The sequence below is a fragment of the Gammaproteobacteria bacterium genome (assembly GCA_016716465.1).
Taxonomy (GTDB): Bacteria; Pseudomonadota; Gammaproteobacteria; order SZUA-140; family SZUA-140; genus JADJWH01.
Genome location: JADJWH010000001.1, coordinates 834105 through 851810, shown reverse-complemented (window position 1 = coordinate 851810; position 17706 = coordinate 834105). Strand labels below are relative to the sequence as shown.

Here is a 17706-nt window from a genome sequence, read left to right as displayed (position 1 = left end):
GCGGGGTTCGATCGATTTCACGGAATCGGGAATCCACGTAAAGACATGCCTCCGAGCGGTCGATAACACCCCGGATATCCGGACAATTTTGTCCGGCGATTTTGGGGCTAGGCAAGCTGCGGATGGATATGGACGTGGAAAAGGACGGTAGTGCTTACGGTTCCCGGGTTTCCCAGGGCAAGAACCCGCCCCCCCTTGCCGCCTCAGGTATCTTGCAGGAATGCCGTGCGCGTGTCCTCGCGTTCGCTGCCGGCCTGCCCGGGCGATTCTTCGAGGTGCTGGAGAGGGATCTCACCGATCAGGCCTCCAACGTCTTCGCCAGTCCGGAGCAGGGCCGGGTCGTCGAAGGGCTGCGTATCGCCAAAAAGGGCAAGGCGGAACTGGAGGCGGCGTTGCCGGAACGTTTCTCCCGCCGGTTCGACCGCAAGCCGGCGCGCGATGCGGCCCCATCCGGCACTGCCGGCGGCGCCAGTCCTGCCCTGAGTCTGTCCCTCGTGGATGACAGCGAGCTCGAAGAGTCGCTCGCCGTCAATACCCTGATCGGCAAGCTGCGGGAGCGCTACAGCGACGAGTTGTTCGGCCTCTCGCAGCGCTATGAGGAACTCGCGCCCGGAACCGGAGACAACCTGCCCATGGGGCCGGACGCCTTCTGCGATGCCTTTCGCGACGGCCTGGGCCTGCTGGAACTGGAGCCGCCCGCCCGGGTGCATTGCTACAAACTGTTCGAACGCGTGCTGATCCCGGGGCTGGGAGAGTGCTACGCGGAGCTGAACAAATTCCTGGTTGCGCAGGGCGTGCTTCCCCAGCTCAAGGCGAAGATCCGTACCCAGCCCGCCGCCCCGGGGTCGCATCAGCCGCCCGGCGTGGCGGCGGGGCGCGGCCCGGCAAGACGCGGAGGAGGTGCCGGCGGTGGCGGAGCGGGCTCCGGTGGGGGATCTGCGACCGATGAAGGCTTCTTCGGCGAGATGATCACGCCGCTCGATGAGCCGATGGTGCAGGAGCCGATGCCGGTACGGGAGCCGGTCTTTCAGGCCATGCAGCATCTGCTCGGGGGCTACGCGGGGGGGGGCGAGGGCGACCTGCCGGCCACCGACGCGCGTCCTTCCGCCATCGTCTATCTGCCCGCCACTCCGATGCTGATCGACACCCTGTCGTCACTGCAGCATGATCCCGTACTGGTCGAGCATACCGGCGAACTGCTGCGGGGTGGGCTGAAGCAGCATGTCGTCGGCCGTTTCGCGACGGTCGACGCGCAGGGCCGGTCGGGGATGATCAACCAGATCGATGACGAGACCATCGACGTCATCAGCATGATCTTCGATTACATCTTCGATGACACGACGCTGCCCGATTTCGTCAAGGCGTTGATCGGCAGATTGCAGATACCGGTACTGAAGGCCGCCATCGTTGACCGCGAGTTCTTCAGCGACAAGGCGCATCCGGTGCGGCAGCTGCTCAATGAGCTCGCGTTTTCCGGGGTGGGCTGGGACGCGGAGTCGGATGCGGTCAGGGACCGGCTCTATGAAAAAATGGAGGCGGTCGTCCGCCGGGTCCTGGGCGAATTCAACGAGGACGTCGCTCTGTTCGCGGAGGTGCTGGGAGAATTCCGCGCATTCCTGGAGGAAGAGAAGAAGAGTTTCGCCCTGCTGCAGCAGCAGATAGGCAGCCGGAACGAGGAAGCCGAGCAGACCGAGCAGATCAGGCACGCCGTCGCCGAGGAGATCGCGGGCCGTGTGGCCGGCAGGGATGTGCCGGCGGAGGTGCGCGAGTTCCTGGCCACGACGTGGCGTCAGCTGCTCACCGAGGCCACGCTCGAGGAGGGCCGGGACGGCGCCTGGCGGTCGCGCGCGCTGCGGGCGCTGGATGATCTGCTCTGGAGCCTGGAGCCCAAGAGGAACGCCGAGCAGCGCAGGCGGCTCGGTGTCATCCTGCCGGTCCTGCTGCAGGATCTGCGCGAAGGCCAGCTCCGCGTCGGCTGTCGTGAGGAGGAGATCGAGGAATTCGTCGCCGTGCTTGAGCGGTGTCACTTCGCCAGCATGAAGGGTGGCAGGACGAATGCATCCCGGGAGGTTCCCTCCGTCGGGCCGGAGGCCGCGCCAGCCGGCGCCCCCCCGCAAGACGGGACCCAGGGTCCGGCGCAGTCCGATGAGATCGACCGGATGTTCAGGGAGATCAGCAGCGACATCGACAATCTGGACGAACTCGACGTGGAAGGGCTGTCCGGTTTCGATGACCTGCTGGAGAAGAACGATCCGGAGCGCCAGAGCCGGTTCGACAGGATGATGGCGGAGATGGGGTTCGAGACGGAAGGCGACGGTGGCCCGCAGATCGAGGACGTCCATACTGAGTGCGTCCGCAAGCTCGAGCCCGGCGCCTGGATCGAATTGACGAACCCGGACGGTGGGAAGCTGCGTGCCAAGCTCGCATGGGCCGGCGATGCCTACTCCAGTTTTTCATTCGTCAACCGCCAGTACAAGGTGGTTGCCGAACGGCCGTTGTACGTGCTGGCAGAGGAATTCAGGAACGGCAGCGCCCGGGTGATCGAGAACGTCGCGCTGTTCGATCGGGCACTGGACGGCGTGATTTCCGGGATCATGAAATTCGCGCGTCCGCGCACCCAGGCCCGCCACGCCTAGCCATACCGCTTAAAGCGCCGTCGGGCGCCATCCGATATAGGACTCATGGGAAAGTCCAGGGTGAATTCCACGCGCGCTTCCTGTCGTTGGGCGGGGAGTTATGGCAGCTTCGGCAAGCTCGACGGCGATCACCCCTTCAGGCAGTCCGTTCCCGGCGCTTTCGTGGATTACCCGGTCAGGTACCGCGACGGCGGCCGGGTGTTCTATTTCAACTTCGCCCTTGCACGCGAGATGGGTCTGATCCCGCGAGCACATCCCGATGAACTGACCACGGAGCTCGCACGGACCGTACTGAATACCTTCAGTCTGCAGATCATCAACGAATACGATTCCGTACATCATCCGGAGCTGCTGGACGAGGCGCGTCCTAAGCCGTACATGGCGACGCGATATCTCCAGCTTCAGCATCCGAGTCGCAGGGGACTTACCTCGGGCGACGGCCGCAGCATCTGGAACGGATGCCTCCGGGGTCGCGGAAAGACCTGGGACGTTTCCAGTTGCGGCACCGGCGTCACCCGCCTCAGCCCGGCGACCGGCCGGGAGAAAAAATTCTTCCGGACCGGTGACGTCGGCGCCTCCTACGGCAGCGGTCTCGCGGATTTGTGGGACGGTGTCGCGGCCGCGATGATGAGCGAGGTTCTGCATGGAAACGGCATCAGAACGGAACGCACCCTGGCCATCATCGACTACGGCGACGGCAGCGCGGTCAACGTGCGCGCCTATCCCAATCTGCTGCGCCCCGCGCATTTCCTGCATCATCTCAAACAGGGGAATAGCGAGTCGCTCAGACGGGTGGCCGATTACTATATCGCGCGCCAGGCCGCGAATGGCGACTGGCCCGCGCCGGTTTCGGGCGCGCGCGCGTACCGCTATCTGGCGCAGCGCATCGCCACCGATTTCGGCCGCATGGCGGCGCGCTTCGTGAGCGATTATATCTTCTGCTGGATCGACTGGGATGGAGACAACATCCTGATGGACGGCGGCATCATCGATTACGGTTCCCTGCGCCAGTTCGGTCTGTTTCACCATGAATACCGCTACGATGACGTCGAGCGGATGTCGACCACCATACGGGAGCAGCGCGCCAAGGCGCGTTACGTCGTGCAGGCCTTCGCCCAGATCGCGGAGTACCTGGTCAGCGGCCGCAAGACGAATATCAGGAATTTCCGGGCCGATGCCGCGCTGCGAACATTCGACGCGGCCTTTGCGGAGCACCGCGAGGAACTGCTGTTGTACAAGCTCGGTTACGCACCGGAACTCCATCGACGCCTGCTGGGAGATGGCGGATTCCGGCGGGATCTCGCTGAATTCACGCGGATCTTCTCCCATTTCGAGCGCACCAAATCCAAACGCGGTCCCTATGACATTACGGACGGCGTGACCTGGGATGCGGTGTTCTGCATGCGTGACATACTGCGGGAATTGCCCGCGAGATATCAGGCGGGCGAGGGCCCGCTGGATGCCGATGAATTCATCCGCATCATGCGCTCGAGGTATGCATCGCGTCAGGACGTCCGGATGTATCCTGCGCGACGGCGTCGCATCAAGCGTTTTCAGGTCCTCTATCGCCGCCTGCTCCGGCGCGCCGCCGGGCTTTCCGGCCGTGCCGCCGAACATCTGCTTGTACAGCTGGTGCGGCGTTCCGCCCTGATCAACCGCTATGAGCGGATTACCGGGGACGCCGCTCTGATAGCATCCAAAAGATTAATTAAAAGTCGTAATACCATGAATAAAAATGATATTTATAGACTGATCTCTGGGTTTGCCTCCGACCAGATCCTGTCTCCCGAGCGACGCGTGCAGGCGCCGGACACGGTGGCCTGGGATCGCTGCGCCAGACTGCTCTACCAATCGATGATCCGGGTCGTCGCGGAATACCGCGAAGGCTTGTAGAATCGCTCCGCCATTATTGCCGCGCGGTCAGTACGCGCTCCATTTTCGATGTGCAACACGGCGGGGAGCGGTCGCATGCCCCGTCGTTGCGCGCCGGTGCGGGATAATTGTCGAATCTGCGTGGAAATGCTAATGTTTGCCGTCGGTGAAGGTTTTAACCGTGGCCGATCATAGTTGAGCGTTTTATTCATGCCACGGCGAGCGGTGGCGACAAACCAGGAGAACAGAGATATGACGGATAAGAATGAAGTTCTTGTTGTGGCTTCGAAGGTTAAAACCTATATACGCGAAAAGTCCGACATGAATACCTCGGCGGGTGTGTTCGATGTGATGTCGGACAAGATTCGCGAAATGTGCGATCGCGCGATTGAGAATGCGCGCAATGACGGGCGCAAGACCGTGAAGGACAGGGATTTCTCCTGAGGCGGTCCCGAGCCGGGAGATCGCGTGCGCGGACCCGTGATCGCGTTGAGTAGAGGCCTGGATGCAATGCGTTCACGCCGGCAGGCGACGGGTCCGTACGGGCGGTCCGGCAGATTTCATGCGACCCCGTCTTCGCGACGGGGTTTTTGTTGCGTAACGACAGCCGCGCCCGCGCGGTGCGCGGTCAAGGGTTCGTAACGCCGCACCCATATAATAATGACGATGGTTCCCGCATATGAACCCGATGCCGGAGGGATGATTTGCGGGGATCCTTCCATAAAACGCCAGGTTTCCGTGTTACCAAAAAAAGACAGCTATTCCAGGACCGACCTGCTCGAATGCGGTCACGGCCGATTATTCGGGCCGGGTAACGCGCAACTGCCGCTGCCGCCGATGCTGATGTTTGACCGCATCGCGCGCATCGCGGAGACCGGGGGGCGTTACGACAAGGGCGAGATCATCGCCGAACTGGACATCAGTCCCGATCTCTGGTTCTTCGCCTGCCACTTCGAAGGCGACCCGGTCATGCCGGGCTGTCTGGGACTCGATGCCATGTGGCAGCTGGTGGGATTTTATCTCGGCTGGCTCGGTCAGCCGGGGCAGGGCCGCGCCCTGGGCGCCGGCGACGTGAAATTTTCCGGACAGATCACTCCGGAAACGCGTCTTGTGACCTACCGCATCGAGTTGAAACGGGTTATTTTACGCAAACTGGTCATGGGTATTGCCGATGCGGTGCTGGAGGCGGATGGGCAGCAGATTTACACGGCCAGCGATCTGCGGGTGGGCCTGTTTACATCCAAGGACAGCTTTTAACTCGATTAGGGGATCATGCGACGGGTTGTAGTCACAGGGCTGGGTATCGTCTCGAGTCTCGGAAACAACGCAGAGGAGGTGACCTCCTCCCTGCGGCAGGGGCGTTCCGGGATCGCCTACAGCGAGGAATATGCTGAGCTCGGGCTGCGTTCCCGGGTGTATGGTCCAATACGGCTCGATCCCGCAGAACACATCGATCGCAGGGTGCTCCGCTTCATGGGTGATGCCGCTGCCTTCGGTCATATCGCGATGGCGCAGGCCATCGCGGACGCCGGCCTGCGGGAACCGGAGGTATCGAACCCGCGTACGGGCCTGGTGACGGGTTCCGGTGGGGCCTCAAACCGGAATTTCCTGCAGGCCGTGGAGTCCTTGCGCAAGCGCGGCGTGCGCGGCGTCGGTCCGTACATGGTCCCGCGCACGATGGGCAGCACGACCTCGGCAAACCTGTCCACCGCGTTCAAGATCAAGGGTGTCAGTTACTCGATCAGTTCCGCCTGTTCGACCAGCGCCCACTGTATCGGCAACGGCTGCGAGCTGATCCAGGCTGGCAAGCAGGATGTGATCTTCGCGGGCGGCGGCGAAGAGGTCGACTGGACCATGACGATGCTGTTCGATGCCATGGGTGCGCTGTCATCCGGATATAACGAGACGCCGCAGCGTGCATCGCGACCCTATGATCGCGATCGTGACGGTTTTGTGATTTCCGGGGGAGGCGGCATGCTGGTCCTGGAGTCGCTCGACCACGCCCGTGCGCGCGGCGCACGCATCTATGCCGAGATCGTCGGCTACGGCGCCACTTCCGACGGCCATGACATGGTTGCCCCATCCGGCGAAGGCGCGGTTCGCTGCATGCGCCAGGCGCTGGCGGCGATCGACGGGCCGATCGATTACATCAATACCCACGGCACCAGCACCCCGGCGGGAGACATGAAGGAACTGGAGGCCATCCGCGAGACGTTCGGCGCCCGGATCCCTTTTCTGTCCTCGACCAAATCGCTGACCGGCCACGCACTCGGCGCCGCCGGCGTCCACGAGGCGATCTACAGCCTGATCATGATGCGGGACGGCTTCGTCGCCGGGTCCGCCAATATCGAGCACCTCGATCCGGCGGCCGAAGGGATGCCGATCGTCACCACCTGTCGCGACGGTGTCACGCTCGACCGGGTGATGAGCAACAGTTTCGGCTTCGGTGGAACGAATGCCGCCCTGGTGTTCGAGCGTTATTCCTCCTGACCGCGTGCCCGCCGGCCGGGTAACGCGTCGCAGATGCTGAAGCTGTATTCCGCCGCTGATCTCCAACAGGCCCACCTGCTGTCGCATCTGCTCGGCCAGGCGGGTATCGCGCACTACATCTCCAATGAAAATCTGCAGGGTGGGGTCGGTGAATTGCCGTTCACCCAGACCTATCCGGCCATCTGGCTGTTCGATGATGACGACAGGGAGCAGGCGCAGGCGATCATCGCGGCATTCGAACAGGCGGGTACGCGGCAGGCAGATACCTGGCGTTGCGGCGCCTGCGGCGAGGATAACCCGGGAACCTTCGAGACCTGCTGGAAATGCGGCCACGACCGGGACTAGCCGCCCGGTTCCGCGCCGGGACGTCCGTTTGCGGTAGAATGGCGGGCTTGCGGCGGCGGGCGGGGTGCCCGGGCCGCTACGGCGGGAGACCCAGGTGACAACGGCAGTATCAGCGCAAGGCGTGATCAAGAGCTTCCCCCGAGTGCGCGCCCTCCAGGGCGTCGACCTGACGATCGCTCAGGGGGAGTTCTTCGGCCTGCTCGGACCCAACGGGGCCGGCAAGTCCACCCTGATCAATATCATGGCCGGCCTGACCCGCGCCGATTCCGGACGGATCGCGATCATGGGTCACGATGTCGTGAGCGACTACCGCATGGCGCGCAGGAACCTCGGCGTGGTGCCGCAGGAGCTGGTGTTCGACCCCTTCTTCACCGTGCGTGAAACGCTGCGGATCCAGAGCGGCTATTTCGGGCTCGGACGGGAGAACGACGCCTGGATCGATGAACTGCTCGCCGAATTGAAGCTCACCGATCGCGCCGACAGCAATATGCGTTCGCTCTCCGGCGGCATGAAGCGCCGGGTCCTGATCGCGCAGGCGCTGGTGCACAGGCCGCCGGTGCTGGTCCTGGACGAACCCACCGCCGGCGTCGATGTCGAACTGCGCAAGCTGCTGTGGGGATTCATTCAGCGGCTGCATCGCCAGGGACACACCATCATTCTCACCACCCACTATCTCGAGGAGGCGGAGTCGCTGTGCGACCGTATCGCCATCCTCAATCACGGCAGAATCATCGCGCTGGATACCAAGCAGGCCCTGCTGAACGGGGATCTCGGCCGCGGGCTGCGTCTCAGGGTGGTCGCGAGCGCCGCGGTGTCCGCGATTCCTGACACTCTCGCGAACAAGGTTGTTAAGCACGCCGGTAACACGTTGGAGCTGGCGCTGGACAAGACGGCGGATTCCATCGTCGCGATCCTGAACGAGCTGCAGCGCTCCGGCATCGAGATCGTGGACCTCCATACCGAACAGGCCGATCTCGAGGATATTTTCCTCAATCTGACCACGCGCGAGGCCGGCTGATGTCGCGCGGATTCAGCACCCTGTTCTATAAGGAGATCCTGCGCTTCCACAAGGTCGTGCTGCAGACCGTGATCGCCCCCGCGATCACGACCCTGCTCTACCTGCTGGTGTTTTCCCATGCACTGGATCGGCACGTCACGGTATTCGGCGATATCGCCTATACCACCTTCCTCGTCCCGGGTCTGGTGATGATGACCATGATCCAGAACGCCTTCGCCAACAGTTCCTCCAGCCTGATCCAGTCGAAGGTCACCGGCAACATCGTCTTCGTCCTGCTGACGCCCTTGTCCTACACGGAGTTCTATCTCGCCTTCATGCTGGCCGCCGTGACGCGTGGCCTGGTCGTCGGCCTGGCGGTATATCTGTGCGCCATCCCCTTCGTTACGTTACCGGTGCACAGCGCAGCCATTGTCCTGGCGTTCGCACTGGCCAGCAGCGCGGTGCTCGGCACTCTCGGTATCATCGCAGGGATCTGGGCCGAGAAGTTCGATCAGTTGGCCGGGTTCCAGAACTTCATCATCCTTCCCTTGTCATTCCTCAGCGGGGTGTTCTATTCGATCGCATCGTTGCCGGAGTTCTGGCAGCATATCTCCAGGCTGAATCCGTTCTTCTACATGATCGACGGCTTTCGCTACGGTTTTGTCGGCCGCTCCGATATCGATCCGGGCGTGAGTCTGACGGTGGTGGTGGCGACGTTCCTGTTGTTGTCATCGCTTACACTGGTGCTCCTGCGGCGGGGCTATCGCCTGAGGAATTAACGGCCCGGCATGTTTCCGGGCGTGTATGCGCCCTGAGGAGTCGTCCATGATCCACCAGATGAACCCTGCCGCTTTGCAACAGTATCTCGCCGAGGCAGCGGCGAAGCCGCTGCTGCTCGACGTGCGGGAAGGCTGGGAATTCGTCCACTGCCATATCGAGGGTTCCCTCCATATCCCCATGGCGACCATCCCCGGCCGGATCGCCGAGTTGGACCCGGCGCGCGAGACCGTGCTGATCTGCCATCACGGAATGCGCAGCCAGCGGGTGGCCGGCTATCTAGAGCAGCGGGGTTTCACCCGACTCGTCAATCTCCAGGGCGGGATCGACGCCTGGGCCGCCGTCGTCGATCCCGCGATGCCCAGGTACTGAAGCCCGGCCGGGCCGGGCCGGGGCGGCGCCCCTTGGGGTATAATGGCCGGGTCTGCCGCGGAATATGACGCGGGCGGGCGGAATCCGGGCCTGTAATCGCGGAGGGGCGCTTATGACGGCATCGAAACATCGCATGGCGGTTTGTCTGTTCGCCGGCTTGCTGATGGCGGGCGCGCAGCCCGCGTCCGCGGCCGATGCGGGCACGGTTTCCACCGCGGTCGACGCGCCTGCGGAAAGTGGCGCCGAGGCGCCGGGGCACAGCGACCCGGCCCTGGTGTTGGCCGCCCGCTACGGCCAGCGCGATACCGTGCGTCTGCTGCTCGATCAGGGTGTGGCGCCGGACTCACGCGACGGTCTGGGCCGGACCGCGCTGATTGCCGCCGCCGGCGAGTCGGACGCCGCCATGACCTCCCTGTTGCTCGCTCGCGGCGCCGATGTCGCGGCCGCCGACGCCGACGGCACTACCGCCCTGATGCACGCCGCTTCGAGAGATCGCCTGGATAACGTGCGTCTGCTGCTGGACGCTGGGGCGGACCTAAATGCGTCCGACCGCCAGGGTGAAACCGCGCTGGGCGCCGCTATCCGATTCGGCCGTGTCCGCATCGTCGATTTCCTGCTGGCGCATGGCGCCGATCCCAACCGATATGAACCGGGTTCGGGCAACGCAGGCTACAGCCCGCTGATGCGCGCGGTCGCCAGCGATCTTCCGGCGGCGGACAGTCTGGCCATGGTGCGCGGCCTGCTGGCGCGGGGCGCGGCCCCGGATGTCGTGCGGGTGCGGGGCGAGACGGCATATACACTGGCCGTGCGCAATGGCAAGACGGCGGCCGCAGAGGAACTGCTGCGGGCCGGCGCGCGCGATGAGACACCGTATGTCGATCTGAGCCCGGAGCAGGCGCTGCTTCGGGCGGTGAAGCTTGGTGACGCGGACAAGCTCGCGCGATTGCTCGAGCAGTCCGTCGACCCCGACTACCGGGATCCGATCACGGGCATCACAGCGCTGGCGAGCGCGGCCTACCGCGGAGAGAACGCCATGCTGGAGCTGCTGATCCAGCATGGCGCCGATGTGAACGATGTCCCGTGGGGGCTCAGTGCGCAGCGTATCGAGGCCTCCGGCACACCGCTGCGCGAGCGTGAACTGCTGCGGGCGGTGGGGCGCGGGGACACCGCGCTGCTGACCGCGATCTGGCGCAATGACATGGACGCCGTCTGGATCCTGCTCGACCACGGCGCCGATATCCGCCTCCCGAATCGGGACGGTGACACACCGGGAATCGCGGCCGCGCGCGCGGGAAACCTCGATGTAATGCGTGCCCTGCTGGCGAAGGGGCTCGATCCGAACCGGAATGATCCGCCGCTGACGCGAGGTTATATGATCACCACCCTCGTCAACAACGGCGCGCCGGCGCCGCTCCTGGTGGAGGCGGCCCGCAACGGGCAGGTGGACATGATCGGCCTGTTGCTCGATGCCGGCGCCGCGCCCGATGCCCGGGATGCCGGAGGGCGGACGGCGCTGCACTGGGCCGTGGAGAACGGCTACGCGGAGGCGGTCGAACTCCTGCTCGCCCACGGGGCCGACACCAACATCGTCGCGCGTCCCGATGTCACCCCGCTCATGCTCGCCGTGCAGGGCGGACGTGAGACCATCGCCAGGGCCCTGCTGGAACACGGCGCCGATCTGGATGCGATCGGAAACCTGTCCGTGTCGGCGCTGGATGCCGCGGCGCGGGATGGCAATCCGGCCGAGCTGGCACGACTGCTCACCACCGCAAGCCCGGAGTGACATGCGTCCGGAATCCGGCATGATCCGCCATTCATTCCGGAGCCGTCTGGGCGCGGCCCGCGCGGCCGCCGCAGCCCTCATCGCCGGCGCGGTTCTGCTCGCCGGCTGCGATACCGGCCCGGCGGCGACGGCGGATCAATCCGAACGCACCGCCGAGCTCGAGGTGTGGATGCACGCCGGTTCTTCCGCCGAGAGCAGGATCGTGCAGGAGCAGGTCGCGCGCTTCAACGCGCGTCAATACCGGGTGCGGGTGAACGTCGTGATCCTGCCCCAGGAATCCTATGAGGCACAAATCCGGGAGGCGGCCGGCACGGGCGCGCTGCCCGACCTCTTCGATGTCGACGGGCCGCATATCCAGGACTACATCCAGCACGGTTACCTGATTCCGCTCGACAAGCTGTTGACCGACAACAGTCGGCTCGATCTGTTTCCGTCGGTGATCGGGCAGGGTATGTACCGCGGCAGGATCTACACCGTATCGAGCTACGACACCGGTCTCGGCATCTATGCGCGGCCGAGTCTGCTGCGCGCGGCGGGCGTGCGCATTCCCGCTTCGCTCCAGGACACCTGGAGCGCCGAGGAGTTCGGCCGGGTACTGCAGAGTCTGGCCAGACACGATCCGGACGGGGCCGTGCTCGATCTCGGTCTGGCCGCGAAAGGCGAGTGGTACAGTTACGCCTTTCTCCCCGTGGTACAGTCCGCCGGCGGCGACCTCATCGATCGTGCCACCTATCGGACTGCCGCCGGGTATTTGAACCGGGAGGGGGTCGTGGCGGCGATGTCGCGGCTGCAATCCTGGGTCCGAGAGGGCTACGTCGATATGGCCGGCGACGATACCGCCTTCATGAGCGGACGCGTCGCGCTGGCGTGGGGGGACCACACCGCGTTCCGCCGCTATGAAGGGCAGTTCCCGGGTGACGTCGTCCTGTTGCCTTTGCCGGATTTCGGGCACGGTCCGCGTACCGCACAAGGCGGATGGGGCTGGGCGCTCAGTGCCGCGTGCAAGGACCAGGGCGCCGCCATGCAGTTTCTCGAATACCTGCTGCAGCCGGATCAGGTGCTGGCGACCTCCATTGCAGTGGACGGGATTCCCGCGACCCGCAGCGCCGCGGCCCGCGCGGCGCTGTACCGCGACGACGGCCCCTTGCATCTCTTCATGCCGCAACTCGAAAACACGGTGATCTCGCGCCCCGGACTGCCTGCGTATCCCGTCCTCAGCGAGGAATTCCAGCACGCCTTCGACGACATCATGCATGGGGCGGATGTGCGCGGCACGCTCGACGCGGCGGTCAGGGCGATCGACATGAGATTGAGCGGCGGCGCCTGATCAGCGCGGACGCTTGCGCGTGTTCCGTCGATTCCAGGGCAGCGATCCTTCGACATGAACGGTATCTTCGACGAGCTCGAACGCGAACTCGCCTCCTGCCTGCGCATCGACCAGCCGCGCCTCCGGCAGCGCCTGCGGAGGATCGCGCGAGAGATCCGGGAAGATTCCGGCGGGCGCTCCGCGGAGGCGCGGGAGCGGCTCGTCCGGTTGCGCGCCGAGATCGAGGCATCCCGGTCGCAGGTCGAGCAGCGGCGGACGTTGCGGCGGGACTGGGGGTATCCGGAGGAATTGCCGGTCAGCGCCCAGCGCGCCGAGATCGCCGCCGCCATCGCCGCGCACCAGGTGATCGTGCTGTGTGGCGCGACGGGCTCCGGCAAGAGCACCCAGCTGCCCAAGATCTGCCTGGAGGCGGGCCGAGGTATCGCCGGCATGATCGGCCACACCCAGCCGCGCCGGATCGCGGCGCGCAGCCTGGCGGAACGCATCGCCGCCGAAATGAGGTTCGAGCCCGGCGGCCGGGTGGGTTACAAGATCCGGTTCGGCGATCACACCCGGCCGGAGACGATGATCAAGCTCATGACGGACGGCATCCTGCTGGCCGAACTGAGGCAGGATCGCAACCTGCTCGCCTATGACACCCTCATAATCGACGAGGCGCATGAACGCAGCCTCAATATCGATTTCCTGCTGGGTTATCTCAAACAGCTGCTGCCGCGCCGCCCCGACCTGAAACTGATCATCACCTCCGCCACCATCGATCCGGAGCGCTTCGCGCGCCACTTCGACGGGGCGCCGATTCTCGAGGTGTCCGGGCGCAGTTATCCCGTCGAGATCCGCTATCGTCCCTCCACCGCGAATGCGACGGAAGATGACGGCGCGCAACAGCGGATACTGGAGGCGACGGACGAACTGGCGCGCGAGGGCCCGGGCGATATCCTGATCTTCCTGCCGGGGGAACGGCAGATCCGCGAGACCGCCGAGGCGCTGCGCAAGCATCATCCACCACGGACCGAGATCATACCGCTCTATGCGCGCCTGAGCGCGGCGGAGCAGGGCCGGATCTTTTGCCCGGGGCGCGAGCGCCGGCTCATCCTTGCGACCAACATCGCCGAGACCTCGCTGACGGTGCCTGGCATCCGTTATGTGATCGATACCGGTCTGGCGCGTATCAGCCGCTACAGCCATCGCGCGAAGGTGCAGCGCCTGCCGATCGAGCCGATCGCACGCTCATCGGCCGACCAGCGCGCCGGGCGCTGCGGGCGCGTCGCGCCCGGCGTGTGCCTGCGCCTGTATGCGGAGGAGGACTATCTTGCCCGACCCGCGCACACACCACCCGAGATCCTGCGCACGAACCTCGCCAGCGTGATCCTCCAGATGCGCGCCCTGCAACTGGGCGAGATCGAACAGTTCCCGTTCATCGATCCCCCCGATTCGCGCTATGTCAGCGACGGGTACAAGCTGCTGGCGGAATTGAATGCGCTCGACGACCGGCGCCGGCTGACGGACATCGGCCGGAAGATCGCGCAGTTTCCCGTCGACCCGCGCATCGGGCGCATGCTCCTCGGCGGAGTCGCCGAGAACGCCCTGACGGAGACGCTCATCGTGTGCGCCGCGCTGTCGCTGCCGGATCCGCGCGAGCGCCCGCAGGAATCGCCGCAGGCGGCCGATGAGAAGCACCGCGCGTTCCAGGACGCGCGCTCGGATTTCCTGGCCTATCTCAAGCTGTGGTCGGAATTCGAGCAGCAGGCGCGCCATCTGTCGCAGAGCAAGCTCCGCAGGTTCTGCCAGGAGCAGTTTCTATCCTACCGGCGGATGCGGGAGTGGCGCGACATCCACCAGCAGCTCCACGAGCAGCTCAGGGAGATGGGGTACCGGCTCAATCAGCAGCCTGCCGAGTACGGCCAGCTCCATCGCGCCCTGCTCAGCGGCCTGCTCGGCAATGTCGCGCGTCTGAACGAGGAGCGGGAATACGCCGGCGCCTGGGGCAACAAGTTCGTGCTGTTCCCCGGGTCGGCGCTGGCCGCCAAGCCGCCCAAGTGGATCATGGCCGCTTCCCTGGTCGAGACCCAGCGCCTGTATGCGCATACCGCGGCGCGCGTCGAACCCGAATGGATCGAGCGGGCCGCGGCGCATCTGGTCAAACGCAGCCACTATGATCCGTTCTGGGACGCCCGCCGCGGACGCGTGATGGTCTACGAGCGCGTCATGCTGTACGGTCTGCTGGTCAACCCGCGGCGTTGCGTCGATTTCGCCCCCATCGATCCGGAGCAGGCGCGCGCGATCTTCATCCGTGGCGCCCTGCTGGATCCCGACTCCGGACTCGATGCCGACTGTCTGCGCCACAACCGTGCGCTCATCGACGAGATCCGCGCGCTGGAGGACAGGACGCGCCGCCGCGGGCTGCTGGCAGACGACGAGACCCTGTTTCACTTCTATGACGCGCGACTGCCTTCGGGTCTGGCCGACGCGCGGGCCTTCGCAGCCTGGTACAAGGAGGCGCGGCGCGTCGTTCCAGGTCTGTTGTTCATGGACAGGGAACTGCTCCTGCGGGGCGCCCGGGAGGGCGACGTGGACGCGCTGTTTCCCGCCAGGCTGACGATGAACGGGGTCGAGTTCGCCTTGCGGTATCGCTTCGAGCCCGGGCATCCGGACGACGGCGTCACGCTGGAGATTCCCCTCATGATGCTGAACCGGGTGGATGCCGCGCGCACCGAATGGCTGGTGCCCGGCCTGCTGCAGGAAAAACTGCTCGCGATGCTCCGGTCCCTGCCCAAGGCCTGGCGGCGCCGTTTCGCGCCGGCGACGGACTTTGCCACGGCCTGCGCGGAGGCCTTGCGCCCGAAGATGCAGGGTGATCTGGTGGCCGCGCTGGGCGCCGAGCTGAAACGCATGACCGGTATCGAGGTTTCGTCCGAGGTCTGGCGGCAACAGGAGATGCCGGACCATCTGCGCATGAATTTTCAGGTCATCGATGACGCCGGCGACGTGATCGCCTCGGGTCGTGATCTCACGCGCCTGCGGGACGCGCTGGGGGAGCAAGCGCGCCAGTCATTCATGACGGATCTACGGCCGGAATCCGCTGGGCGCAGACTCACCACCTGGGATTTCGATGACCTGCCCGAGACGGCCGAATACGAACGCAATGGAAGGCGCATCCTGGCCTATCCGGCACTGCAGGATGAAGGTGACTCGGTGTCGTGGCGCCTGTTTGATGATGCGCGCTGCGCGCGGGAGGCCACTCGCGCGGGCATGCGCCGGCTGATCGCGCTGAACCTCGCCGCGAAGATCAAGTATCTGCGAAAGGAGATCCCGCATTTGCAGCAGATGTGTGCGCATTATCTCCCCTGGGGGAGTTGCCGCGAGCTGCAGGATCAACTCATCGAGGCGGCCGTGGACCGGACCTTCCTCGCCGATCGGCCCGTGCCCCGCACCAAGGCGGATTTCGATCGCCGACTGGCCGAGGCGGGGCCGGACCTGATTACGAACTTCAACGAACTCTGCCGGCTCGCTGATGAAATACTGGGCGCCGGCCACGAGATCCGGCAGGCCCTGGGGCGGACATATCCTCCCGCCTGGCGGGCGGCGGTGGACGACATGAAGAGCCAGCTGGACGGGCTGATCCACCGCGGTTTCCTGCGCGATACTCCGCCGGACTGGTTGCGTCACTACCCGCGCTACCTGCGCGCCATGCGCATCCGGCTCGACCGGTTACGCGACCGGCCGGACCGGGACGCACAGGGCCTCGCCGGCATCGGACCGTTGTGGCAGAGATGGTTGCGGCAGGGTGTCGATGAAGCCGTGGCGGCGGAGCCCCCCGTGCGCTGGCTGCTGGAGGAATTGCGGGTGTCGTTGTTTGCCCAGGAGCTTAAGACCGTGGTGCCGGTCTCGGTGCAGCGCGTACAGCGCCTGTGGCCGGATTGACCGGGAACGTTCGGGGTTATTTTAAAGAATCTCCCGGGGCGGACGATTACTGTAATGCGCCGAAGCGCAAGCAGGTGGCGCGAGGATATCCCATTTACAGCGAGCGCCCGGTTCCTGGATCATGATGTCTGAGCGAGAAAACCGCGTTGCGCCTGAACCGATGCGCCCCGAGGATCTGGTGAAGGGGGCGATACGCCTGGCCGCGCTGCCCGACATGTTCATCCGGATCAGCCGCATGGTGGATGATCCGCGCAGTTCCGGCAATATGATCGCGCGCGTCATCAGCGAGGATCCCGCGCTCACCGCGCGGCTGCTGCGGATCGCAAACAGTCCCATGTATGGATTTACCGCCCGCGTTGATACGATTTCGCGCGCGATCACCGTGATCGGAACGCGCGGTCTGCGTGATCTGGTACTCGCATACGCCGCGCTGGACATCATGGGACGCTTCAGGGGCGGTTTGATCGATATCGAAGATTACCGTCATCGCAGCCTGTTATGCGGGCTGATCGCCCGCCTGCTCGGTGTGCGGGCCAGGATGGCGGATGCCGAATCACTTTTCGTCGCCGGACTGCTCTACGACATTGGCCAGCTGATTATTGCCAACAAGCTGCCCGAAATGGCGCGCGAGACACTGTTGCGCGCCAAGGATTCCGGGACCCCCCTGCATCTACTGGAGCGTGGCGTGATCGGTTTCGACCATGCCGAGGTCGGCGGCGAGCTGCTGCGCCAATGGCTGTTGCCGGATGCGCTCTGGGAAGCGGTGAAATGTCATCATGCGCCAGGCGAGGCCCGGAATGCGGTAATCAACGCCGCGCTGGTCCACCTCGCCGCCGTCATCGCGGACAGCCCCTACACGGGACCCCTACGCGATGCGGATAGGGCCGCGTTGGCCCATCACCTTGCGCGCGAGGCCGATCCGGTCAGCTGGGCTGTCAGCGGACTCAACGCCGATGCCCTGATCGAGGTGCATGCCGAGGCCGTCGACCAGTTGACTCAGCTGTCCGCCACCCTGTTGCCGCGGGCGGCCTGATCCGAGATCAAGCACGACAGTATCCCACGTTGGTTTGGCCTTCTGGTAAACGTCGATGTACCCAAGCCATGGCGAAGTTCAAGGACGGTGTGCCTGAGCCGAACCTTCCCAAGGGCGAGGCAGCCAGACATATAAGGGAGCGCGGGTTCGTCT

Annotated in this window: 13 protein-coding genes; all 13 read left to right on the top strand. The window is 64.9% G+C overall.

Going from position 1 to position 17706, the window contains the following annotated elements; all coding sequences use genetic code 11:
• Positions 1–128 precede the first annotated feature (128 nt).
• The gene (locus tag IPM20_03985) at positions 129–2636 is read left to right on the top strand and encodes a DUF1631 domain-containing protein (GenBank protein MBK9130790.1); all 2508 of its coding nucleotides are present in this window, start codon (positions 129–131) and stop codon (positions 2634–2636) included.
• Between the two features lie 60 nt (positions 2637–2696).
• Positions 2697–4529: a YdiU family protein gene (locus tag IPM20_03980; GenBank protein MBK9130789.1), complete on the top strand. Its 1833-nt coding sequence runs from the start codon at positions 2697–2699 to the stop codon at positions 4527–4529.
• A gap of 231 nt (positions 4530–4760) precedes the next feature.
• Complete coding sequence (locus tag IPM20_03975) at positions 4761–4952, top strand: hypothetical protein (GenBank protein MBK9130788.1); 192 nt, start codon at positions 4761–4763, stop codon at positions 4950–4952.
• Positions 4953–5207: 255 nt separating this feature from the next.
• Positions 5208–5765, top strand: a complete 558-nt coding sequence (gene fabA, locus IPM20_03970; protein ID MBK9130787.1) for a 3-hydroxyacyl-[acyl-carrier-protein] dehydratase FabA — start codon at positions 5208–5210, stop codon at positions 5763–5765.
• A gap of 15 nt (positions 5766–5780) precedes the next feature.
• Positions 5781–6998 (top strand): beta-ketoacyl-ACP synthase I, encoded by a 1218-nt coding sequence (gene fabB, locus IPM20_03965; protein ID MBK9130786.1) that lies wholly within the window; start codon positions 5781–5783, stop codon positions 6996–6998.
• Positions 6999–7031: 33 nt separating this feature from the next.
• Entirely contained in the window at positions 7032–7343 is a 312-nt protein-coding gene (locus IPM20_03960) for a DUF2007 domain-containing protein (protein ID MBK9130785.1), read from the top strand.
• Between the two features lie 94 nt (positions 7344–7437).
• Positions 7438–8361, top strand: coding sequence for an ABC transporter ATP-binding protein (locus tag IPM20_03955; GenBank protein ID MBK9130784.1), 924 nt, complete (start codon positions 7438–7440; stop codon positions 8359–8361).
• A complete protein-coding gene (locus tag IPM20_03950; GenBank protein MBK9130783.1) occupies positions 8361–9119 on the top strand; it encodes an ABC transporter permease in 759 nt (252 codons plus the stop codon). Before IPM20_03955 ends, IPM20_03950 begins: the two co-directional genes overlap by 1 nt.
• 46 nt (positions 9120–9165) lie before the next feature.
• Positions 9166–9489 (top strand): sulfurtransferase, encoded by a 324-nt coding sequence (locus IPM20_03945; protein ID MBK9130782.1) that lies wholly within the window; start codon positions 9166–9168, stop codon positions 9487–9489.
• Between the two features lie 112 nt (positions 9490–9601).
• Positions 9602–11272, top strand: a complete 1671-nt coding sequence (locus tag IPM20_03940) for an ankyrin repeat domain-containing protein (GenBank protein ID MBK9130781.1) — start codon at positions 9602–9604, stop codon at positions 11270–11272.
• Between the two features lie 19 nt (positions 11273–11291).
• The gene (locus IPM20_03935; protein ID MBK9130780.1) at positions 11292–12599 is read left to right on the top strand and encodes an extracellular solute-binding protein; all 1308 of its coding nucleotides are present in this window, start codon (positions 11292–11294) and stop codon (positions 12597–12599) included.
• Positions 12600–12653: 54 nt separating this feature from the next.
• Positions 12654–16520: an ATP-dependent RNA helicase HrpA gene (gene hrpA / locus IPM20_03930; protein MBK9130779.1), complete on the top strand. Its 3867-nt coding sequence runs from the start codon at positions 12654–12656 to the stop codon at positions 16518–16520.
• 121 nt (positions 16521–16641) lie between these two features.
• Entirely contained in the window at positions 16642–17553 is a 912-nt protein-coding gene (locus IPM20_03925; GenBank protein MBK9130778.1) for an HDOD domain-containing protein, read from the top strand.
• Positions 17554–17706 lie beyond the last annotated feature (153 nt).